This window comes from Paenibacillus sp. FSL R10-2771 (genome assembly GCF_038000205.1).
GTDB classification, from domain to species: domain Bacteria; phylum Bacillota; class Bacilli; order Paenibacillales; family Paenibacillaceae; genus Paenibacillus_AQ; species Paenibacillus_AQ phytohabitans.
Genome location: NZ_JBBOBM010000001.1, coordinates 5,825,454 through 5,844,683, shown reverse-complemented (window position 1 = coordinate 5,844,683; position 19,230 = coordinate 5,825,454). Strand labels below are relative to the sequence as shown.

The following is a 19,230-nucleotide window of genomic DNA, read 5'->3' as shown; positions in this document are numbered from 1 at the left end:
ATGTCTTATCCAGATAATATTGATGTATTTTCCGAAAAGTTGAACAAGAAACCCACCGGGGGCAATTATGTCATTGAAGAGCGCGTTACGATCTCTGCTGGAGTGTATAACGGACCTCTTCAACATGACAACATTAACAATCAGACCGTCCAAGTGTATACCGGGTCAATGCTTACTGGGATCCAGCTTACAAATTGGACACTATCTGTACCAAGTGACGCACCTTGGCGCAGAGTAATAAAGATATTTTCAGCGGCTCCGGAAGTATATATTACCTACGAAACGCCGGGTGATACCGTGGAGGCGGACGATATCAACGTCCTCCAATCTGCAGTAACCACCACGCAGACAGAAATCGAACGTTATAAATCGAATGGTTTGATAGACGGCGGATCATTTACGAGAGGGGTGTAACATGTCTCAGACCATACAGATTAAACGCGGCACAAAGGCGCAGCTTTCTACATATGGCGCGCTACTGGCCGGAGAAATGGGCTATTGCACAGACACGAAGGAAATCTACATCGGGGACGGTACATCAAATTCGATGGTTGGCCGAGTACTCTCAGGAACGGAAGCCTCACGGCCTGTCGCGGCTTCTGTCGGCCGACTCTATTATGTAACAAGCGGCTCCAATGTTGGCTATTTGTACTTTGATAGTGGGTCAACCTGGATTCGCGCGAATGTGCTTTCGCTGGCCGATCTGACCGGCACAATTGATAATGTTGCTGACGGTACCACCTATGCAAAGATACTCAAGGCAGACATCACCGCGGGGCATCCAAATAAGGTATCGGACGGAACCAATACGAAAACGGCTGCTGAGATTAAGACTCATATTGACGATGCGACCAAGCACAGGGTTATTAATGACACAGGCACAGCCATTACGGATATATGGTCCGCGCAGAAAATCAAGAATGAAATTGAGCTTGCCAAGCATAATATCGAGCCTCAGGCATCGGTCAAGGATCAGAATCTGACCGCTCCGCCGGCCAGCCCGGTCGAAGGTGAACGGTACATCATCCCGGCTGGAGCTACGGGTGTATGGGCAGGTAAGACCAGCCAGATCGCTGAGTACCAGTCAGGAGTATGGGCCTATTATGTTCCGGCTGTCGGCTGGACGGCTTATGTGGATGACGAGCAGAAGATATATAGCTGGAATGGGACGGCCTGGGTGCGGACTGGCGGGGCGCTGCAGACGGTAACAGCCGGCAACGGATTGACTGGCGGCGGGCAAGCCGACACCGTAACCCTTACCGTGGGAGCCGGAAACGGGATTACTGTAGGTTCAACGAGTGTAGCAGCCAAACCAGGCAAAGGTATAATGGTGAACTCCACAGGAATTGAGGCCAGTATTGACGCGGAAAGTATTGTCTATGATGCGGCAAATGGTAATCGCCTTATGGTCAGTGTCATTGACGGTGGAACATTCTAGGGAGCAGGTGAGGTGAAATGGCAAGAAAGGTATTAATTCAGGTCCGCCGCGGCTTGGAATCGGCAATAGGTACTCTTGCTGTCGGTGAACTGGGATATTGCACGGATACAAGCAAGCTCTATATCGGTACTACTTCAAGCGGGAATGTGCTCCTGGTGGCCGCGCAGACATCAGGGGACATGCTTAAGTCCATTTACGACACCAACAATGACGGGAAGGTCGATTTTGCCACTTCCGCTGATGCCGTACCCTGGTCCGGTGTTTCAGGTAAGCCTTCTACATTCCCGCCGGCTGTGCACACGCATGAGTACATGCCTAAAGGTCCGCTAACCTGGAATCAACTTAAGGGGGTATAGCCGTGGCCTATGGAGAATCGCAATATTCTGATCTATTGTTCTCAGCAGAATCAAATGAATCCGGTGAAGAAAATCCTGTTTTAATCGATCTCATGCAATACCTGCCAGCCTATTACAGCACATCTCGGGTAATGATCTCCCTCCAGGAAAGCAATGGGACAGAAATTGCTCTGCTGTACTCAGCATTGAATGATATCCTGAAGCAGTTTTTCGCTGAATCAGCAACATGGTGGCTGATTCAATGGGAGTATGAATTGGGATTACCTACTGACCTTTCAAAATCAATTATTTCAAGGCGTGAGATGATTCGTGCGAAATTGAGAGGTACCGGTACGACAACGCCGGAAATGATTGAACGAACTGCTTCAGCTTTTTCTGGTGGGGAGGTAAAGGTTGAGGGGATTCCCGGGCAGTACCGTTTCATCGTCCGGTTTGTTGGCATACTCGGTATACCACCGAACATGGCCGGGCTGATACAGATCCTGGAGGAAATAAAGCCGGCGCACCTGGCTTATGAGTTTGCTTACACTTATACGTATTGGGAATCGCTCAAGACGATTACCTGGAACACTGCCGGAGCAGGCACATGGAATGATTTAAGAACATTTGGATAGGAGAGTGAACCATGCAAACCACAGGTAATTTGGGTCTGAAAAAGCCCGATGGCACTGATATTGTTGATATTGCTGATCTGAACGGCAACATGGATATATTGGATACTGCCGTCAAGGCTGTACAGGATCACGCTGCAGATACAGTTAAGCATATTACAGCGGCTGAGCGCACGGCGTGGAATGCCAAGGCTTCTACTGCAGTTGCCACAACAACGACAGCTGGACTTGAATCAGCGGCGGATAAAGCAAAGCTTGACGGCATCGCAGCAGGGGCTAATAACTATACACATCCGACAGGAGATGGAAACCTGCATGTACCTGCAACAGGTACTGGAAATAGTACAAAAGTTTTAAAAGCAGGAGCTACAGCAGGGAGTGCAGCTTGGGGCGCAGTAAACGGATCGGAGGTGGTCGAAGACAGCGCGCACCGTTTTGCTACGGACACAGAAAAGGCAACATGGAATGCGAAGGCTTCAACGGCGGCAGCTACAACTACCACAGCCGGACTGGAATCTGCTGCAGATAAGACCAAGCTGGACGGCATTGCGACTGGGGCAAATGTGGTAGCCAATTCGGCTTCTAATGGAGTAATCACAATTAATGGCACAAATGCCACAGTATACACGCACCCTAATCATACAGGTGATGTAACCAGTACAGGGGATGGCGTAACGGCGATTGCACCGGGGGTAATTGTGAATGCGGATGTTAATGCCACTGCGGCGATTGATGCGACCAAGATCGGAACAGGCGTTGTGTCTAATGCGGAGTTCGGGTATTTGGATGGGGTGACCTCGGGGATTCAGGGGCAGCTGAATGGGAAGTCCCCTACTGTGGACTATGTGCGGCAGCCTGCTTATTCAATAACGGCAGGTACTGGTGCAGCTTATACTGTTAATTTGACTCCTGCACCAGCGAGTTTGCCCGAAGGATTTGGTATTACAATTGTACCCAATCTGGTAAATACAGCAGGCCCGACACTTAATGTGAACGGTCTCGGAGCTATTCCATTGAAAGATCAAAAAGGTATCGCATACGCCACCGGGAAGCTGCTTGCAGGCAAACCCTATATGTTTCGCAAGGTTGGAACGGATTTTTTGGCAGATAGCGCGGGTGGCTCCGGTACTGCGGTAGCAGGAGATATTCGCGCGGGGAAAACGGCAGCTACAGATGCAGGGGATGTAACTGGATCTCTAACTGTTCAGACGGGCGGTACGGTAACGCCGGGACCGTCTGCGATTGTCAAAGCGGCGGGGATATATGATACAGCGATAACAGTTGCGGCCGTTGCTGTCCCTGCTGCAGCATTGCTGGTAGGGAATACAGTCGCGGGTACGGCGGGAACAATGCCTATAACTAATCCAGATTATAGCGATCAATTAACAGCTATAAATTCCAGTTATGGTCCGTACAGCGGTAACGGATTGCCCTATATCTATTTGGGCATGACTTCAAACCGTTACTATTCAGGCGTCAGTTGGTTGCGGATACATGAGGCGGGATTGATTCCTTCTAATGTACGCAGCGGTATAACGGCCTTTGGCGGACAGCTTGTTGGCTCTCTGCTCCCCCAGCAATATGCTTCAGGAGCTGGATATACAAGTAGCAATATATTAACCGTCAACGGACTATCATTTACTCCAAAAGTAATTATATGCCGATTCGTCAGCGGTGTTTACAATGTTACTCACGGATATTTTAACGGTATATGGTTTCTTGTATTGAACTTTATAAGTAACGGATATCAAGACAACGTTACCGTTGATGCAAGTTCTGGCAGTAGCATTCAATCTAATGGTTTTACAATGTATGCATATAGACAACCCGCAAGTGGGCCTATCCCCTGGGAAGCCTGGGGATAAGAAAGGAGACAACCTAACAATGCAAATAGGTCGTAAAATCTACTATGAAAAATCAACCGGAAACATCCTGGTAGACACTGGAGAGCGGTTAGGTGATGTTGTGGAAACTACACAGGAACAAGACTTTACCTCTTATGTTGCCCTCTCAGAGCGTATCCCCGAAACCGTAGGAATGATAAAACTAGAATACGGTCAATATAATCAAGACTTTGCAGAATGCAGTGGATACCGCGTTAACCCAGGCAATGGAAAGCTGGAGTTTAGCTATCCTGATCCTAACGAGGTACCGGGGGAACCGAGCAATCCAGTCTATCAGCAGCCACTCACTGAGCAAATCGCGACTCTGGAACAGCGAACAGAGGCGAACGAGGCAGCAATTCTGGCCCTGTTAGACTTCGGCCTTTAGGATCTTTTTATGGAGGGAGGTGAATACAATGTATCCATTTTTACTAAATATGTGGGTGATGGGCAAAGTCACAGAGACTAAGCTGCAAACGTATAGCCCTAAATATATCACATCCGATGAGATAGACATGATCTTAAACACACCACAAAAAGAGTAGTTGGCGCCCATAGAGGCGTTTTTATTTTGCCCTCGGAGCTGCTTCGGGGGCTATTTTACAATCATAGAGACAGAGGGGAGCGGGGGAATGGATAGCAATAATGTATCAAACTTGGAAAAGCTGCTGCCGCTCGCAGACAAATACGGCTTGGCTTACATTGTGGCGCTGGTACTGGTGTTTATCGTCTTCGGTTTTGTGAGAGACATCCGGCGCGGGAAATGGGTGCCGCGTGAGCTGCTGGACCGCGCCGAAGAGGACCGGGACCGGCTGCAAGCAATCCTCGACAAAGAGCGGTCCGACTTCATGGCGCCGACACTCCAGGTATTGCAGAGACTCAAAATAGATCATGCCGCTAGCAATGCCGGCAATGATGAGGACAGGGGAGGATAACCGTGTTTAGTCAATGGATAAAACGTTTATCGCCCCAGCATAAAGAGAGAGAAAAGGAGCTGGCGCGGGCATCCCGCAGGGTATCATTTGCGATTGCCAGATATAAGGATACTTCCAAAGACATTCAAGAGGAGATCCGGAACAATGGTTTTGCCGAATTTTTAATTTATGATCGGGGTGTTAATCATGGGGGGCATTGATATCTTGCTGCTGATTGCTTATTCTATATCGTTCGTCTGTGCGGTGCTGCTTATGGCCGCGCTTTTTTTATACTTCCGGAAGAGATTTCGCGCCCGGGTGGTCAGCTTGTTCATGCTGGCCGCGTTCTTCTTTCTGGGGGCTTATACGGTCAAGATGGCCGTGGCTTTCTGGATTCGCTTCTCGAGCGTGTCCGGGGATTCAGCGGTTTATGCTGCGCTGAAGTCGCAAGGCTGGGCTATTGCTCAGACCGGTACCACGCTGGGCTTGCTGATCCTGACCGTACTCATGTATACCCGGCGGCAGGATCTGTTTATGATCTTCCCGGCCGTACGGGAGAAAGAGGAAGAATCATGATTCTTCACCCTATAGAGTGGAGCGCTGGGGAGAAAGCCTGGCGCTTCTTTTGTCCGGGTTGCAAACAGTTCCATCCCATTGTTGAAGGTCAGTGGCAGTTTAACGGTGACATGGAGCGCCCGACATTCTCACCGTCATTACTTGTTGGAGCTGGCACAAATGAAGTGTGTCATAGCTTTATTGTCGATGGGAAAATTCAGTATCTCTCGGACTGCTTTCACGAACTGGCCGGGTCCACAGTTGATATGCCGCATTCAGAGCGGAAGGGGATGAAATAATGCTTACATTGGATCAAGTAAAGCTTAAATCCATGTCCAAGATTGAGAAGTTGCATCCGGTCCTTGTGGCGGCCACAATCGCGCTGATTGAGCGTTGCTATGCCCGGGGAGTCAATATAGTCATTACCCAGGGGCTGCGGACCATTGCGGAGCAGGATGCACTCTACGCGCAGGGTCGCACGAAGCCCGGGCAGATCGTAACCAACGCCAAAGGCGGCACCAGTTACCATAACTACGGGGTGGCTATAGATTTCGCGCTGCTTCTGAATGATGGCCGCGTTGTTTCCTGGGATAACAAACTTGATGTTGATAAGGACGGTATTTCTGATTGGATGGAAGTAGTAGACGAGGCTAACAAGCTGGGCTTTGAATGGGGCGGGGATTGGACGAGTTTTAAGGATCTGCCCCACCTGCAGATGACCTTCGGCATGAGCACGGCTCAGTTGCGGGCTGGCAAGAAACCAACGGAGGCGCAGGTAGCAGCGGCTTATGCCGTCATTGATAAATTACAAGGGGAGGCGAACGAAGCCATGACAGTACAAGAGAAGAAGGATTTTGAAGCAATGCAATGGCTCATTAAGGCTCAGGCGGAAGCGGCACTTATTCTGTCCAATAGGGTTACCGAGCTGGAGAAGTCGGCCAAACTGCCGGAAATTCCTAAGTGGGCACTGCCCGCCTGTGAGGCTGCAAAGGCAGCGGGGTTGCTGGATACTACAGCAAACGGTAGTTATGACTTCTACCGGATGGTGACGATCCTTGACCGTGCCGGAGTATTCAAGAAAGGGGCTAAGTGATGCAACCCATCGTTGAAATAGCACAGCCGTATGTAACTACTGTTGTCACCGCCCTTGTCGGCGCTCTGGTTGCCGTCCTGTTGTCTGCTGTAGGCGTTGTAAAGGCTAAGGCTGTAACATATCTGGACAGTAAATTGGATGCCAAACAGCGGGAACTGCTGCACAGGGTTGCGGGTGAAGCCTATGCTTATGCTGCAACAGTGTTCAAAAGCGAAGAGAGTCAGATTAAGCTTGCACAAGCTCTGGAGTATGCTACGCAACAGTTAGGCCGCAAGGGGATCAATGTCACGCCAATGGAGATCCGGGCAGCCATTGAAGCAGCCTATCTCAATGGTCAAACTTCTGTTACACAGTAATTTCAAACTGCCCACTGGCTTCGGTTGGTGGGCTTTTGTGTATTAGTGAAACGAAAAAATGTAGTACAGTTTCACAAAAATTGTTGACTGAGTGTACAAGCTGTGGTATATTATGGGTGTAAGTTACAACTTCATATAGGAAGGAGGGGTAACCATGTTGACTCTATTCGGGAAAATTTGCCGGAAGTTGAGAATAGACAATGGCGAACTACTGAAGGAAATGGCAGATAAATTAGGGGTATCATCTTCATATTTATCTGCTGTGGAAAACGGTAAACGAAGCGTCCCTCATCAATGGTTGGAAACAATCGCAGAAACATACTCGTTGAGCAAAATTCAGAAGAGAGAGTTGAAGGAAGCAATCGAAGAATCCCAACTCACCATGAAAATGGAACTGACTGGATATGACAACAAAGAGAAAAACCTAATCATGGCATTCGCCAGAGAATTCAAAGACCTTGATGAGGAAAATAGGGATAAGATCCGCAGTATTCTCCTCAATAGTAAGAAAGGAGGAGAGTAGTATGCATCTTTACGTAGCTAATCCGATGTCTAGGGCTAAAATAAGAGAAACTGTACTTTACTTAAGGGATACTTTTGGCCTGAGCAATGACCTTTACTTCCCTGTCATGGAGTTTTTGGAGTTCGGGATGGAACAGGTAGACAAAAAATTTAGCTACGAAATCCTTACCATGAAAGAGATGGGTTCGTGTTATGGGATAACTTATCCCGAAGAAAACTTAATTACCCTACGAGAAGATGTTTACGATAGGGCAGTCGAAGGTGTGGCAAGAGATAGATTTACCGTTGCGCATGAAATTGCCCATTACTTGCTTCATTCCCCTAAAACCGTTGCATATGCTAGAGCAAAAGGGAAAGAGAGCGTGCCGGCATACCTCGATCCTGAATGGCAAGCCAATGTATTTGCTGGAGAAATTCTTGCCCCTCCTGATTTAATCAGGGGGATGACAACTGCTGAGGTGGAGAGGTTTTGTGGGGTATCAAGACCAGTAGCTGAAATTCAATTAAAACTTACTTAGAGGGGACGAGTTATATGGAAGTGGGCAAAAAAAATAGCTCTCTTAGTTGCCGAGAGCCAACAAGTCTGTAGAATTCAACACAAAAGTGTGCGAACCACTACAATATCGATCACAAAAAACCTTCAACGATATTGTAGCACACACATCATCTCTCGGCAACAAATATAAAAAAGAGGATGATGTGAAATGTCAGAGAGTCATGGTAATCATAAGGTAGTATGGAACGAAAGAGCAGGATGTTTTGGAATCTGGCGGGCATGGAGAAAACATCCAAAGTCTCAACAGATTCTATGGGCAAGAAATTATGGTAAGAAGGCTTGGTTTATCCCTGTGGATGAGTTAGAGCCAGGAGCTTAATAGTCTCTACGACTATTCGAGTGGTTCCGAGTAGTCGTTTTATTTAAAATTTTAAGTGAAAAATATCACAATATTAAAACCAAAGGAAGTGTAGGCAGTATATGAGTATACTTGATGCAGCATTGAATGCTTATAAAAAGAAAAGCGAAACCTCTATTGTAACTATTGTATTCCTGCTTATAGGGTTAATTACTCTTATCTGGTTTCAAACTATGTCTGTACCCAATTTAAATAGCTTATTTAACCTTGCTCCAGGCACTGGCAAAAGATTAGTTTTGGAATATGCAATGAATCTCTTTAGTGGAGTTTTTCTAATTGGAGTTTCTATATCGTGGGCATTTTTTGTCTTTAAGGATGAAAGCTGGGATAGATATAACTATTATGATGATAATAATTTAATTCTTAATAAGGCGGTATACGGAATTACTGCTTTACTCCTGTTTATTGCTGGAGCAAGTTTTATTGTATACCTTATTTCCAAAATGGCTATCGTGTTAATACTTGTGATAATCGGAATTGGATATTTTGCAAGCAAAAAATAAACACAATTTTTTAGTATTGAATACCCTATCAGAATCGGTAGGGTATTTTTTGTGTCCTTAATGTGGACATTATACCTTTTCAGTCGCAATTAGAACATACGATCGGAAGGAAAAGATTGTATTTATGTCGTATTATGAAAGTAAATAGTATTAATTGAGAGGGAGTTCATGGATGACAGCTGAGATTGGCGTGCTTAACAAACAAGCTATTGCACTTGCTGCGGATAGCGCAGTTACAATAAGAGGTGCGCATGGTCAGAAAATATACAATCATGCAAATAAACTGTTCATGCTTTCTAAATGCAATCCTATTGGTATTATGATTTATGGGAATGCAGAACTTACTGGAGTACCTTGGGAAACCATTATAAAAATGTACCGAGAATCTTCATCAGACAAGTGTTTTGATTATTTAGATGATTATTGTCGGGATTTCTTAGACTTCTTAGAAAAAGACCCTTTTTTATTTTTTGTTGACACACGACAAAGTGATGATTTTTATGGGATTTCATATATTTATTTAAAAAAAACGATGAATAAAATTGGAAGAGTAATTGAAGATTTTGTTGAAGAAATGTCTGATGAGGAAGTGACTTCAGGGCTAAAAAGTGAAGTAGTGGTTAGCCTAGTGAAACAAAGTTTAGAATTTGAGTTGGAAGTCATTTCAAATATACCTTACTTAGAAGGATTTTCTTTAGACGATGTCGAACAGTTGATAAGTCGTTATGACGAGATTTTGGACAAAGTAATTGATTCATCATGGACAAAATTTCCTAAAGATGATGAAATTGTTCAATTGTTAAAAATGATGGTGGGATATTACTTTAATAAAGATATTTTTAATGACTATTCCGGCGTTGTCTTTGCAGGATTTGGTAATAAGGAAATTTTTCCAGCGATGACTGCATATATTGTAGAGAGTAAGGTTAATGGTAATTTAAAGCTAAAAATCAATCCTGAAAAAACAAAAAATTTAAATAATTCCTCGGTTACTTCTAGTCTTGTTCCGTTTGCACAAGATGACATGGTTCAGACTATAGCAAGTGGAGTTGATCCGGATATAGATAATTTTTCTTTTAAGTTATTGAAATCATCAATGAGTGATCTTGCGAATAAGCTTGCGGAAGAAATACAAGGTAGAATGGATTATGAAGAAGAAGATTTAAATAAACTGACTAACAATTTACAAGAAATAACCGAAGAATTATTAGAATCATACATGGATCAGACATTCCAATATAGAAGAGAAAACCATGCTTTGCCTTTAGTAGACACCATTGATATTATGCCCAAAGAGGAATTGGCAGTAATTGCTGAGACAATGGTTAATCTTACGTCTTTTAAAAGAAAGATTTCATCGGATAGTGAAACAGTTGGCGGGCCAGTTGATGTAGCCTTAATCACCAAGGGGGATGGTTTTATCTGGATAAAAAGAAAACATTATTTTGACCCGAATTTAAACTCACATTATTTTGAGAATAAAAGAGGAGGAAATACTTATGAGCGTTAAAGATATCAGGTTAATGTTAATTAAAACAAAATATCCGCTTACCAAAAATGAAGAAGAACAAGGAGTGCTACTAAAAAATGCTCAAAAGAAAGCTAAGGACAAAATCTCTGCTATAGTTGAACAAAAATTGGTTTTGAAATAAATTCTCCTTTTTTCTTATCTCATACATAACATTCTTATTTTGATTTTTCTTCAATAAATGTCAGAAGTATTTAACATGCTCAAGGAATTTCTCCTTATGATCATTGTGATAATGAACCTGGATCGGAAGTACCGAGCGTGCAGTCTGAAATCATCGGCAAAAGCCCGTCGACCATAACTTGGTCGGCGGGCTTTTTTTGGTCTAAGCCGGCAGTTCAATTGCCATTGCGTTACACTCGCTGGTTATCAATTCCGAGACTTCGCTTTAATCCTTCCTGCAGAACCTGGCTAAAATTGAGGTGCTGCCGCTCTGCTTCGTCATTCAGCCACTTAGGCACTGTCAGTGTCTTTTTGACAGCCTTGGACTCCATGGCCGCCCGAACAGTAGGCATCCATACCATTACATCTAAAGCAGCTTCTCCGGCTTCTGCCTGCTTTAAAATTACGTCCAGCGTGGATGGATCTGGAATGGCATCCCCGTCTTGTTCCATCACATACAAGAATCCTTCCAATGCCTCCCGCGCTGCGGCATGTGCTTCTTCTGCGGTATCACCAGCAGTCAGGCAGCCGGGCAGATCAGGGAAACGAACAGAGACCCCTTCTTCAGAGCTATCAAGTAGCGACCAGAAGCGGTACACATCTTTTTTACTCATCTATGGTTTAACCTCCTTGAGGGGAGGGGCTTACGCCCCTACAACCCTGCTGATTTTAGGATACTTGCTTGTGTCTTTGGAGGAAAGCTTTTTCGTGGGTGCGGCACCGTAATCTTACCGGGCTTTGTCGGATGCTTGTAGTAATGATGGCTGCCATGTACTCCTATTATGTACCATCCGTCCTCTTCAAGAATTTTTATAATTTCTCTTGAGCTATAAGCCTTCATCTCAACCCTCCTTATACTTATATAATACACGTATTAATAACACGTGTCAACGTATTAATTACACGTATTATAAGGAGGGTTTTAAATAATACTTTCTTTGTTTGATGGATTTTTTAAACATAATTAAACCCAACAATGTAGTACTCCGTATTCTTATTCACAGGTTTCTCCTTCAATCCGCAACCCGTGAAATACTCTCCACATCAATGTAAGGAACCCAAACTGGCCCCTCAATCGTATTGATCATTACTCGCTCTGGATCTGCCGATACCTCTGCAATGCCCTTTATCTTGTCCCCATTTAATAGCCATACAACAATCATTTCTCGTCTTATAGCTGCGACCTTCAAACTTTGCTTAAGCTTTTTATCCATGACCACACCTCGGGTCTTTTTTGATTATTATACACCTCATAATATGGCATCAGGAAAAGTTTCCTTACCGGAGTTCATGACCTCTATATCATTCCACATTTTTCCTCAATAACCCTTAAGTGTATTGTAAATTTCTGTCGAAAAACAGACTGTTTGTTCGCCCTTTTTTAATGTAGGCTTGATGCATACATATTAAAGGAGATGGATTTTGTGAAACAATGGAAGAGTATAGTATCAAAACTAGTATTGGTTATATTCGCAGGGGTGTTGTTTTTTTCAGGACAAACTAATACATATGCTGCAGCTGTAGGTGATCAACTTACTACTCAAGAAGCTGGTTGGATAAGGTATGATGATACAGATGTGGGATTAAAATATGCAGGCAGCTGGTACAAAGCGAGTAATGTAGGTTATTATAACGGTGGTATGGCAGTAACGGGTAATGCTACCAACGGAAACACTGTTTCATTTACGTTTTATGGAACAAAACTTCGAGTCATTGCTGACTTTTATAGCAGTAGGCACTCTAACAATACAGTTACTGTGGATGGCGTAACCGAAACTCTTAGCGAATATAGCGCCTCGGGTGGAGCAGTGGCTATCATTTATCAAAAGACAGACTTGCCTCTAGGTTTTCATACAGTTCTAATTAGATCAGGCAACAATCGTAACACCTTTACTCTGGACGCTATAGACATTGATGAAACAGGATACTTAATCAATACGAACCTAACAGCTCCGATTGACCTTTCTGCAGCTGCAGCAGTCGAGAAAATTGATCTCAGTTGGACTGCAGTTACAAATGCAATGAGTTATAATATTAAAAGATCGATAACAAACGGCGGTCCATATGAAACAATTGCTTCTAACGTAACAAATGCTACTTATACTGATATTAACGTTACCAGTGATGTAAAATATTATTATGTAGTATCCGCAGTTAATGCAGCGGGCGAAAGCATCAGTTCAAATGAAGCATCTGCTATACCAATGGTAGCCGTAGTGCCGGATACTGGGCGTGCACTCCTAACTATTTATCTTATTAACGGAGCAGAGAAAGAATACGATCTGTCTATTACTGAAGTGAATGCCTTTATTGATTGGTTTGACCAAAAAGATGCAGGTGTTGGACCAGCAAAATATGCTCTCATTAAAACTTGGAATAAAGGGCCGTTTACTAAGCGAACAGAGTATGTAGTATTCGATAAGATCCTAACCTTCAACGTAGATGAATATTCAGCAGAATAACTTCTTCTCATATTTAACCCTGCCAGTAATGGCGGGGTGTTTTTTTTGCGTTCAGGAAAAGTTTCCTTACCCACATATACATAATGTTCCAAATAAAATATACTGGTTGTATATTCTCTGAAAGCGGGATGATCATGAGTCAAACCCCAACAAGAAGCGATTTTCGCCGCGAAGTTAAACGGCTAATAGATGAGGCACGTGAGGCAGGGGCAGAATACGTAGATGTTGTATCTGGCGAAGTACATTCAAATGTTGGAGGATACCCAGCACAAGATGGAAATCACAGGATGCCGATGTGTTGTGAAGCAATGTACGATTATAAAAAGAGGATTGATAAGATTTTATTCTCAACAACGAGTGGTCAAAGTAGTACATTGAAGATTCGCTATTATACATAGGAGTGACAGTATGAGCACTACATATAAAGTCTTGGAGAGCGACAATGATTTCTTCGTGGCAGCAATGGCGCAATCCAAAGTATCTGTCTGGTATCGGGAAGATCCGGACATTATCGGACACCTTATGGATTATGGGGGAATAGTGGAGGGATACACACCGGAATCGATTAAGATAGCCGGCGCTCGGTTTGTCCGGGAACGATTTGAATTTCGCGCATACATAAAATAACCCGCCGGGCTTATGCCTGACGGGTTTTGTTTTGGTTTACTCTGTTGTGTATTCATTTACTTCAAAGGTTAGAATCTTATCGTGTATCACGTATTCTGTTCGTTTGCTGAATGGGCCTTTGTTGTTATCATGCTTATCGATGCCATATCGGACAGATCCGTTCGCTGAATCGTACCAGTTCAAGAAAGCAGTTATCTCTTCTGATGTTAGGTCGAATTCTTTTTCTAGACCGGTGTTCATGGTTAGAACCAGAATAGCACGACCTCTTGACGGCTGTTCAGGAGATGGAGATGGAGATGGAGTTGGAGACGGCGATGGAGTCACTATAGGCGTTGAAGTAGGAGTTGCCGAAGGAATGGTAGGCTCTCCATAAACATTTATAGTCATATAGTTATGTCCATCTCCTAAGCCGGTAACCTTCATTGATCTAACCCCAGGTATTGATAAACCAGTTTTGTTCTCCGCTGTTCCTGTTCCTGTAGGAGTATATGATTGGATTAAGTTTTTCTGATCGATATCTGAATAAAAATCATATCTTATTCTCTCAACGTAAAGTTGTCCTTTAGTATAGATTCTGGTAATAGTTGTTTCATTATCTAAATGAAGTATGAAATACGCATTATTAGAAAGGGTGTTGCCTGTACCATCAGATCCATCCGCAATTCTTGACTGCCAAGATTTAGCACTAATCGATCCGTCAGAATTATATATGGGAATATTAATAGGAGTTAGTAATGTTTCCCCAGTATCCGTATCAGGGAATAAGTTGAATTCATATATTTTAACAGTCTGCCAAGAAGTTGTGTTAGATACAACCACTTTAGAGACGTTTTTCACATATACATTTTGTTTCGTCCCTGTATTTAGGGAGGCTTCGGTACTACCTATGTATGTATCGGTAGAGTCATAATAATCAATTTTAATATTTGCATAATCGGCTAATAATCTATATGAATTAACGGTAATTGGTGAAGAAAACTGATACCACAATGAATCTTTATTTGGAGCATAAGGTGATGATGTATCAAGTGTAACAAAAGTTGATTCATCGTTATCAGTGGCAAGTGATGTTGTATTTGATACAGAAGAACCATCAATTCCTTGATTCATCGTTTTTTCATTTAAGAAGCCATTAGTACTAGAAGAAGCATTGGTAACAGAGATTACACTTACTGCTGTGAAAATAAGAAAAAATACTAGCAATAATTTAATTTTTTTCATTAATTACACTCCTTATTATGTATTGTCGCTATTGAGTTTACAAAACTTAACAAGGATTGTCTAAACATATATGTCTATATCTGCAATAAAGTGAGCGAACAGTAGTATTTATTTTTTGATCCCATTAGAAAAAGAAACAACCCCGCCAGATTTGTTGCCGGGGTTGTTTCTTATCCGATATCTTCTAGTAATTCCTTAGTGTTATTCCGTACGTTGCCTACAGTTGAAGGGACCTTATAAGCCCTCATCATTGAAGCATCATATGGCTTCAGAAGCTTTAATAAGGATTCGACATCGTCATTGTCTTTCCCCAGCCAATCAGCTTCATCTTCAGGACGCAAGATCACCGGCATGCGGTCATGTATGTCCTCCATGAGACTGTTTGGGGTAGTGGTGATGATGGTGCAGGTGCTCAATTTCTTTCCTTCCGTATCTTCCCAAGTGTCATACAATCCGGCGAAGGAGAAGAGGCTGCCATCACTCATGAGGATTCGATATGGCTGCTTGCTGGTCCCGTCCTTTTTCCACTCATAAAATCCATCAGCCGGAATGATGCAACGCTTGGATTTAAGCAGCCGTTTAAAGGCGGGCTTATCGGCCACTGTCTCAGCGCGTGCATTGATCATCTTACTGCCGATCTTCTCATCCTTGGCCCAAAACGGTACCAGCCCCCAACGTAGTTCTCCAAGGCGTTTCCCCTCGTCACTGGCGATTACTGCCGGTATATTATGCATAGGTGCGACATTATAGTTTGGCTTTAAAGTAGCTATTTTGGTGTCATCGATTAGGTAATGAGTAATTAACTCCTCAAGCGTGACTGTAATTGTAAAGCGTCCACACATATAATCAACCTCCATATAAGGATGTCTCTATAATAATCAAAAAACAAAGCCTTCAAACACGGGCGTCCGGAGCATACCGGATTTGGTCCAGTTTCTCATACGCACCTTCGCCCGCAGGCGGGGCTCTAGGTGTACAAACTCCTTATCCTCCCCAGTAATGAGCTGGCTGGCCACTCCTCGGAATGCTTGCTTGTGGAGCGGGGATGCCCCGAACTCAATTATCCCAGCCGGACGAAGTTTACCGGACGTGCCGGACGGCACAGCGGCGAGCCAGCCAAATTCCTGCTTACGATAACCTGTGATATGCACCTCTGCATATGTCCAGTTAATTACCTTCTGCCAAGCATGAGAGCGTCTACCCACCTCATAGATGCTGTTCTTGCGCTTTGCAACAATACCTTCCATATGCCGAGATACAATCTGCTGGAATAATGCTTCACCTGCACCTTCTACATAAGGTACAACGCCGAAATTGGAAGAGGGGAGGGATAATCCTGCAAGTATCTCCTTGCGGCGTAGCAGAGGCAGTCCTGTGAGGTCCTGACCTTTGTAATGTAGGATGTCAAAGATGGCGTAATAAGCTGGTAGGGTGATGGTGAGTTGCTTTATCTTTTCTGGCCGGCGGGCCTGGAACCTGCTCATAACCGACTCAAAATCAGATACACCCGTTGCCGGATCTACACAGGCAACTTCCCCGTCCAGAATAATGTCGTCATCAAACGGCAGCTGCAGCTCCGGGTATTGCAGGGTGCAGTCATTGTTATGACGAGTGTACAAACGGACTTTACCTGCCTGTTGAGAGTAGGGTAGCCGGTGGCCGTCTATCTTTGGCTCATATATAAAATCGCTGTGGCTAAACGGCCCGGGAGCCGTTTGCAGTAGCATAGGACTTATAAACATAGGTTCACCTCTACCTAATTATAAATCCCAGTGGAAGGTGAGGGGGCAGGTAAGTCTTGGGCAAAAAAAACGTCAACCATGATTAGTTGACGGGATGAATATTTACCTCTGCTATTTATATAATGTTATTCTGCAAATTCTTACACATGGGCTTTAATATGCATAGATCCTACATGTCCATGTAGCAATCCCACCAGAGAAAATTAATTCAATGTTTTTAAGAGGTATAGGTTCACGGGATTCTAGAAATCCATGACTTTGACAACCATAAGTTCTATTGCCAATGTCTCCAAAAGTGGATGTACCATTGCCCACAATTCTTTTTGATTTTGAATTAACCGCGAGGGTGTAATCGAGTGTAAATGATGCGTCAAAACGACCTAAATATCCGCCGTTTCGTCCAACATATATACCTCTATCTTTAACTTCATCTTGTTTATGCCCCCATTCGCCCTCTCGTTCGTCACCGCCAACATCTACATAACTATAATAACCTTTATCAATTTTGTTGATCCTTAAGATTAGGTAGCGAGTTATTTCACCTGACTTTAACTCTCCAAATGCTGAGATTCTAAGTTTACGGTCGATTGTTTCGTTTTGAGGCAGATCAATTGAAATGTTACTGTCCCCTTGAATAGATTTTTCACCAATTAAATGCATTTAAATCACACCTATCTGCTATTTATTTATTTATATTACTCTTTCCTTAAGCACTTCCTTTATACGTTGTTTCAGTTATTTCCATTGCTTAAAAATTGCAGGTACGGTTATAATACAAACAAATGTTCTTATTTTACGGAGGCGATCATCCATGAAGATGAGCATCGGCCAAACCATTGAAATTATATACCTGGACAAAGCGGGCAAGATTACGCAGCGGAAGATTGAAGTGAACGGCATCCGCAACGGCCGTATCCGGGCTACGTGTCTCACTACCAGTGCGCCGCGCGTATTCCTTGCGGCCAGTATCTTATCGTGGCAGCCTGTGCAGGAGCGGCGACATGCTTGATGATACCCCGCGCAAGCTGCTGCGGATCATCGCCCAATATCGATATCATTTCCGGCGCATGCCTACAATCCGGGAGCTTGGAAACCTAAGCGGGCGCAGACCTGCAGATATAATCAAGGGTTTTAAAGTGCTGGCTGCAGAGAACTATATATCATGGGACCCAACCAAACCAATCGAGACAGCCGAAATTATTGAGGGGTGGGAACGGCATGTACCATACGACACAACGCCGCAAGGAGGCACGCAGAGCCCAGGGCGCAGTACTAACATAGATTACTGGTTGTATCATTGAGGGGGCTTTACATAATGAGTAAATTGGACGGGAATGAGCGATGGAAAACTAAGATGGTTTCGACTGAACATGTGGATCAATACGAGCAGGAGATTAAAGCGGAGGGGGCCGGTAACAAGATGCTTACCGTAGAGGAGCGGACAATGGTGCGTGACCTCATATTACTGCCATATATCGAGACTATGGTCGATAAAAGCCTCCGGGAGATTGAGCTCTCTGGCAGCATACTGAAGAGGGCCTATTTAATGGCTGGACAGAGCATACAGCGCCGGATCACACAGGATACGTATCAGCTGAAAAAGGAACTGAAGCAACGGAACATAAAAGTGGTGCCGGATGAACAGGAAGAGTTCTTGGTTTATCATAAAATCTTTTGCCGGGGACGACAGGAGAGGTTTGGTCTTACCCGTGACGTTATGCGTACAGAGATAAGTCTGCGGTTGACCCAGTATACTGCCGAATTGGGAATGACATTAAAAGATCATTTTAAATAACAAAACCCCGTCAGTGATTATACTGGCGGGGTTTTGCGTTAATCTTTGATTTTTTCTTGAATAGAAACTATTAAATTCTTAGCATCGATTGGATGTCTTTCCAATGTGCTGAAATCAACTAACTCCCAATAATCTTCTGCAATAGAGGTCTTAACGTTGCCGGAATTCACACCTATATAAGCTTCTACCTCAGCGACATTATTGAACGCCAATAACATGTCTTCAAATCCTCCTGCAGGATCATATTTACTAACGCAGAACAGACCATACTTTGCTTTCACGAATCGTTCCTCCTATTAGTTATTCAGTGTATTCAATTATTTCTGCTATATTTTTAATTTCCAGAGCTACCATAACTTTTTCAAGATGCTCGCGATTTATCGTAGAACGGATATTGTTGCAAAGTTCGCTTATTGTAGTGGGTCTTAATTTCGTAAGTTCTGAAAGTTGCTTTTGGTTAATTCCTCGCTCGTCAATTATTTCTTGTAATCTAATCCGAATCATTTGGACAAGCCTCCTTTATGTAAATTTACCACCATTATAGATAT

32 protein-coding genes are annotated in these 19,230 nt (G+C 43.7%); 23 read left to right on the top strand and 9 right to left on the bottom strand.

All coding sequences use genetic code 11. The annotated features are described in order from the left end of the window. From NSU14_RS24965 to NSU14_RS24885, 17 genes are all read left to right on the top strand, one after another. A complete protein-coding gene (locus NSU14_RS24965; protein WP_340947598.1) occupies positions 1-414 on the top strand; it encodes a phosphoglucomutase in 414 nt (137 codons plus the stop codon). A gap of 1 nt (position 415) precedes the next feature. After that, the gene (locus NSU14_RS24960) at positions 416-1,438 is read left to right on the top strand and encodes a DUF2793 domain-containing protein (protein WP_340947597.1); all 1,023 of its coding nucleotides are present in this window, start codon (positions 416-418) and stop codon (positions 1,436-1,438) included. A 17-nt stretch (positions 1,439-1,455) separates the two neighbouring features. Then, on the top strand, positions 1,456-1,794 hold the full coding sequence (locus tag NSU14_RS24955) for a hyaluronate lyase N-terminal domain-containing protein (protein ID WP_340947596.1): 339 nt from the start codon (positions 1,456-1,458) through the stop codon (positions 1,792-1,794). Positions 1,795-1,796: 2 nt separating this feature from the next. Continuing rightward, complete coding sequence (locus NSU14_RS24950; RefSeq protein ID WP_340947595.1) at positions 1,797-2,408, top strand: YmfQ family protein; 612 nt, start codon at positions 1,797-1,799, stop codon at positions 2,406-2,408. Between the two features lie 11 nt (positions 2,409-2,419). Next, entirely contained in the window at positions 2,420-4,270 is a 1,851-nt protein-coding gene (locus NSU14_RS24945) for a hypothetical protein (protein ID WP_340947594.1), read from the top strand. 19 nt (positions 4,271-4,289) lie between these two features. After that, positions 4,290-4,676, top strand: a complete 387-nt coding sequence (locus NSU14_RS24940; protein WP_340947593.1) for a hypothetical protein — start codon at positions 4,290-4,292, stop codon at positions 4,674-4,676. A 268-nt stretch (positions 4,677-4,944) separates the two neighbouring features. Next, on the top strand, positions 4,945-5,223 hold the full coding sequence (locus NSU14_RS24935) for a hypothetical protein (protein WP_340947592.1): 279 nt from the start codon (positions 4,945-4,947) through the stop codon (positions 5,221-5,223). 2 nt (positions 5,224-5,225) lie between these two features. Next, a complete protein-coding gene (locus NSU14_RS24930) occupies positions 5,226-5,423 on the top strand; it encodes a hypothetical protein (RefSeq protein ID WP_340947590.1) in 198 nt (65 codons plus the stop codon). After that, a complete protein-coding gene (locus tag NSU14_RS24925) occupies positions 5,410-5,778 on the top strand; it encodes a hypothetical protein (protein WP_340947589.1) in 369 nt (122 codons plus the stop codon). The genes NSU14_RS24930 and NSU14_RS24925 overlap by 14 nt, the downstream gene beginning before the upstream one ends. Next, positions 5,775-6,056, top strand: a complete 282-nt coding sequence (locus NSU14_RS24920; RefSeq protein ID WP_042136455.1) for a DUF6527 family protein — start codon at positions 5,775-5,777, stop codon at positions 6,054-6,056. Before NSU14_RS24925 ends, NSU14_RS24920 begins: the two co-directional genes overlap by 4 nt. After that, on the top strand, positions 6,056-6,850 hold the full coding sequence (locus tag NSU14_RS24915) for a M15 family metallopeptidase (RefSeq protein ID WP_340947586.1): 795 nt from the start codon (positions 6,056-6,058) through the stop codon (positions 6,848-6,850). Before NSU14_RS24920 ends, NSU14_RS24915 begins: the two co-directional genes overlap by 1 nt. Continuing rightward, entirely contained in the window at positions 6,850-7,206 is a 357-nt protein-coding gene (locus NSU14_RS24910; protein WP_340947585.1) for a phage holin, LLH family, read from the top strand. Before NSU14_RS24915 ends, NSU14_RS24910 begins: the two co-directional genes overlap by 1 nt. A gap of 154 nt (positions 7,207-7,360) precedes the next feature. Next, positions 7,361-7,729: a helix-turn-helix domain-containing protein gene (locus NSU14_RS24905; protein WP_340947584.1), complete on the top strand. Its 369-nt coding sequence runs from the start codon at positions 7,361-7,363 to the stop codon at positions 7,727-7,729. A gap of 1 nt (position 7,730) precedes the next feature. Beyond that, positions 7,731-8,246 (top strand): ImmA/IrrE family metallo-endopeptidase, encoded by a 516-nt coding sequence (locus tag NSU14_RS24900; RefSeq protein ID WP_340947583.1) that lies wholly within the window; start codon positions 7,731-7,733, stop codon positions 8,244-8,246. Between the two features lie 458 nt (positions 8,247-8,704). Continuing rightward, positions 8,705-9,145, top strand: a complete 441-nt coding sequence (locus tag NSU14_RS24895) for a hypothetical protein (RefSeq protein WP_340947582.1) — start codon at positions 8,705-8,707, stop codon at positions 9,143-9,145. Between the two features lie 172 nt (positions 9,146-9,317). Continuing rightward, positions 9,318-10,655: a hypothetical protein gene (locus NSU14_RS24890; RefSeq protein ID WP_340947580.1), complete on the top strand. Its 1,338-nt coding sequence runs from the start codon at positions 9,318-9,320 to the stop codon at positions 10,653-10,655. Next, positions 10,645-10,797, top strand: a complete 153-nt coding sequence (locus NSU14_RS24885; protein ID WP_340947578.1) for a hypothetical protein — start codon at positions 10,645-10,647, stop codon at positions 10,795-10,797. The genes NSU14_RS24890 and NSU14_RS24885 overlap by 11 nt, the downstream gene beginning before the upstream one ends. Before the next feature lie 229 nt (positions 10,798-11,026). Here NSU14_RS24885 and NSU14_RS24880 read toward each other — a convergent pair whose 3' ends face one another. The 3 genes from NSU14_RS24880 to NSU14_RS24870 form a co-directional block, all read right to left on the bottom strand. Continuing rightward, positions 11,027-11,449, bottom strand: coding sequence for a type II toxin-antitoxin system HicB family antitoxin (locus NSU14_RS24880; RefSeq protein ID WP_340947577.1), 423 nt, complete (start codon positions 11,447-11,449; stop codon positions 11,027-11,029). 38 nt (positions 11,450-11,487) lie between these two features. Further along, the gene (locus tag NSU14_RS24875; RefSeq protein WP_340947575.1) at positions 11,488-11,676 is read right to left on the bottom strand and encodes a type II toxin-antitoxin system HicA family toxin; all 189 of its coding nucleotides are present in this window, start codon (positions 11,674-11,676) and stop codon (positions 11,488-11,490) included. A gap of 172 nt (positions 11,677-11,848) precedes the next feature. Then, positions 11,849-12,049 (bottom strand): hypothetical protein, encoded by a 201-nt coding sequence (locus tag NSU14_RS24870; protein ID WP_340947574.1) that lies wholly within the window; start codon positions 12,047-12,049, stop codon positions 11,849-11,851. Between the two features lie 210 nt (positions 12,050-12,259). On the opposite strand from NSU14_RS24870, the gene NSU14_RS24865 reads away from it, so the two are divergent. From NSU14_RS24865 to NSU14_RS24855, 3 genes are all read left to right on the top strand, one after another. Then, on the top strand, positions 12,260-13,297 hold the full coding sequence (locus NSU14_RS24865) for a fibronectin type III domain-containing protein (protein ID WP_340947573.1): 1,038 nt from the start codon (positions 12,260-12,262) through the stop codon (positions 13,295-13,297). A gap of 134 nt (positions 13,298-13,431) precedes the next feature. Further along, positions 13,432-13,695 carry a hypothetical protein gene (locus NSU14_RS24860; protein WP_340947572.1) on the top strand — a complete coding sequence of 88 codons (264 nt, stop codon included), beginning with the start codon at positions 13,432-13,434 and terminating at the stop codon, positions 13,693-13,695. Positions 13,696-13,705: 10 nt separating this feature from the next. Then, positions 13,706-13,924 (top strand): hypothetical protein, encoded by a 219-nt coding sequence (locus tag NSU14_RS24855; protein WP_340947571.1) that lies wholly within the window; start codon positions 13,706-13,708, stop codon positions 13,922-13,924. A gap of 36 nt (positions 13,925-13,960) precedes the next feature. Here the strand turns inward: NSU14_RS24855 and NSU14_RS24850 are convergent, their stop codons facing one another. From NSU14_RS24850 to NSU14_RS24835, 4 genes are all read right to left on the bottom strand, one after another. Next, entirely contained in the window at positions 13,961-15,145 is a 1,185-nt protein-coding gene (locus NSU14_RS24850; RefSeq protein ID WP_340947570.1) for a hypothetical protein, read from the bottom strand. Positions 15,146-15,315: 170 nt separating this feature from the next. After that, positions 15,316-15,987, bottom strand: coding sequence for an SOS response-associated peptidase (locus NSU14_RS24845; RefSeq protein ID WP_340948990.1), 672 nt, complete (start codon positions 15,985-15,987; stop codon positions 15,316-15,318). A gap of 36 nt (positions 15,988-16,023) precedes the next feature. Then, positions 16,024-16,887, bottom strand: coding sequence for an ATP-dependent DNA ligase (locus tag NSU14_RS24840; RefSeq protein ID WP_340947569.1), 864 nt, complete (start codon positions 16,885-16,887; stop codon positions 16,024-16,026). A gap of 153 nt (positions 16,888-17,040) precedes the next feature. After that, on the bottom strand, positions 17,041-17,547 hold the full coding sequence (locus NSU14_RS24835; protein ID WP_076242960.1) for a hypothetical protein: 507 nt from the start codon (positions 17,545-17,547) through the stop codon (positions 17,041-17,043). A 151-nt stretch (positions 17,548-17,698) separates the two neighbouring features. Between NSU14_RS24835 and NSU14_RS24830 the strand changes: the two genes are divergently transcribed. The 3 genes from NSU14_RS24830 to NSU14_RS24820 are packed head-to-tail and all read left to right on the top strand — an operon-like array spanning position 17,699 to position 18,682. Then, on the top strand, positions 17,699-17,896 hold the full coding sequence (locus NSU14_RS24830; RefSeq protein ID WP_076242961.1) for a hypothetical protein: 198 nt from the start codon (positions 17,699-17,701) through the stop codon (positions 17,894-17,896). After that, a complete protein-coding gene (locus tag NSU14_RS24825) occupies positions 17,889-18,188 on the top strand; it encodes a hypothetical protein (protein ID WP_076242962.1) in 300 nt (99 codons plus the stop codon). The genes NSU14_RS24830 and NSU14_RS24825 overlap by 8 nt, the downstream gene beginning before the upstream one ends. Before the next feature lie 14 nt (positions 18,189-18,202). Next, positions 18,203-18,682: a hypothetical protein gene (locus tag NSU14_RS24820; RefSeq protein WP_076242963.1), complete on the top strand. Its 480-nt coding sequence runs from the start codon at positions 18,203-18,205 to the stop codon at positions 18,680-18,682. A gap of 38 nt (positions 18,683-18,720) precedes the next feature. Here the strand turns inward: NSU14_RS24820 and NSU14_RS24815 are convergent, their stop codons facing one another. Together NSU14_RS24815 and NSU14_RS24810 are read right to left on the bottom strand one after the other, a co-directional pair. Beyond that, a complete protein-coding gene (locus NSU14_RS24815; RefSeq protein ID WP_340947568.1) occupies positions 18,721-18,963 on the bottom strand; it encodes a hypothetical protein in 243 nt (80 codons plus the stop codon). A gap of 19 nt (positions 18,964-18,982) precedes the next feature. Next, positions 18,983-19,186, bottom strand: coding sequence for a helix-turn-helix domain-containing protein (locus NSU14_RS24810; RefSeq protein WP_340947566.1), 204 nt, complete (start codon positions 19,184-19,186; stop codon positions 18,983-18,985). Between the last annotated feature and the right edge of the window lie 44 nt (positions 19,187-19,230).

Excerpts from the sequence above, each read along its gene's own strand:
- NSU14_RS24960 (WP_340947597.1), top strand. The coding sequence starts at position 416 with ATGTCTCAGACCATACAGATTAAACGCGGCACAAAGGCGCAGCTTTCT.
- NSU14_RS24925 (WP_340947589.1), top strand. The coding sequence starts at position 5,410 with ATGGGGGGCATTGATATCTTGCTGCTGATTGCTTATTCTATATCGTTC.
- NSU14_RS24855 (WP_340947571.1), top strand. The coding sequence starts at position 13,706 with ATGAGCACTACATATAAAGTCTTGGAGAGCGACAATGATTTCTTCGTG.
- NSU14_RS24965 (WP_340947598.1), top strand. The coding sequence starts at position 1 with ATGTCTTATCCAGATAATATTGATGTATTTTCCGAAAAGTTGAACAAG.
- NSU14_RS24885 (WP_340947578.1), top strand. The coding sequence starts at position 10,645 with ATGAGCGTTAAAGATATCAGGTTAATGTTAATTAAAACAAAATATCCG.
- NSU14_RS24870 (WP_340947574.1), bottom strand. The coding sequence starts at position 12,049 with ATGGATAAAAAGCTTAAGCAAAGTTTGAAGGTCGCAGCTATAAGACGA.
- NSU14_RS24820 (WP_076242963.1), top strand. The coding sequence starts at position 18,203 with ATGAGTAAATTGGACGGGAATGAGCGATGGAAAACTAAGATGGTTTCG.
- NSU14_RS24895 (WP_340947582.1), top strand. The coding sequence starts at position 8,705 with ATGAGTATACTTGATGCAGCATTGAATGCTTATAAAAAGAAAAGCGAA.
- NSU14_RS24920 (WP_042136455.1), top strand. The coding sequence starts at position 5,775 with ATGATTCTTCACCCTATAGAGTGGAGCGCTGGGGAGAAAGCCTGGCGC.
- NSU14_RS24890 (WP_340947580.1), top strand. The coding sequence starts at position 9,318 with ATGACAGCTGAGATTGGCGTGCTTAACAAACAAGCTATTGCACTTGCT.
- NSU14_RS24850 (WP_340947570.1), bottom strand. The coding sequence starts at position 15,145 with ATGAAAAAAATTAAATTATTGCTAGTATTTTTTCTTATTTTCACAGCA.
- NSU14_RS24880 (WP_340947577.1), bottom strand. The coding sequence starts at position 11,449 with ATGAGTAAAAAAGATGTGTACCGCTTCTGGTCGCTACTTGATAGCTCT.
- NSU14_RS24875 (WP_340947575.1), bottom strand. The coding sequence starts at position 11,676 with ATGAAGGCTTATAGCTCAAGAGAAATTATAAAAATTCTTGAAGAGGAC.
- NSU14_RS24905 (WP_340947584.1), top strand. The coding sequence starts at position 7,361 with ATGTTGACTCTATTCGGGAAAATTTGCCGGAAGTTGAGAATAGACAAT.
- NSU14_RS24915 (WP_340947586.1), top strand. The coding sequence starts at position 6,056 with ATGCTTACATTGGATCAAGTAAAGCTTAAATCCATGTCCAAGATTGAG.
- NSU14_RS24835 (WP_076242960.1), bottom strand. The coding sequence starts at position 17,547 with ATGCATTTAATTGGTGAAAAATCTATTCAAGGGGACAGTAACATTTCA.
- NSU14_RS24845 (WP_340948990.1), bottom strand. The coding sequence starts at position 15,987 with ATGTGTGGACGCTTTACAATTACAGTCACGCTTGAGGAGTTAATTACT.
- NSU14_RS24810 (WP_340947566.1), bottom strand. The coding sequence starts at position 19,186 with ATGATTCGGATTAGATTACAAGAAATAATTGACGAGCGAGGAATTAAC.
- NSU14_RS24945 (WP_340947594.1), top strand. The coding sequence starts at position 2,420 with ATGCAAACCACAGGTAATTTGGGTCTGAAAAAGCCCGATGGCACTGAT.
- NSU14_RS24900 (WP_340947583.1), top strand. The coding sequence starts at position 7,731 with ATGCATCTTTACGTAGCTAATCCGATGTCTAGGGCTAAAATAAGAGAA.
- NSU14_RS24830 (WP_076242961.1), top strand. The coding sequence starts at position 17,699 with ATGAAGATGAGCATCGGCCAAACCATTGAAATTATATACCTGGACAAA.
- NSU14_RS24940 (WP_340947593.1), top strand. The coding sequence starts at position 4,290 with ATGCAAATAGGTCGTAAAATCTACTATGAAAAATCAACCGGAAACATC.
- NSU14_RS24910 (WP_340947585.1), top strand. The coding sequence starts at position 6,850 with ATGCAACCCATCGTTGAAATAGCACAGCCGTATGTAACTACTGTTGTC.
- NSU14_RS24825 (WP_076242962.1), top strand. The coding sequence starts at position 17,889 with ATGCTTGATGATACCCCGCGCAAGCTGCTGCGGATCATCGCCCAATAT.
- NSU14_RS24955 (WP_340947596.1), top strand. The coding sequence starts at position 1,456 with ATGGCAAGAAAGGTATTAATTCAGGTCCGCCGCGGCTTGGAATCGGCA.
- NSU14_RS24860 (WP_340947572.1), top strand. The coding sequence starts at position 13,432 with ATGAGTCAAACCCCAACAAGAAGCGATTTTCGCCGCGAAGTTAAACGG.
- NSU14_RS24840 (WP_340947569.1), bottom strand. The coding sequence starts at position 16,887 with ATGTTTATAAGTCCTATGCTACTGCAAACGGCTCCCGGGCCGTTTAGC.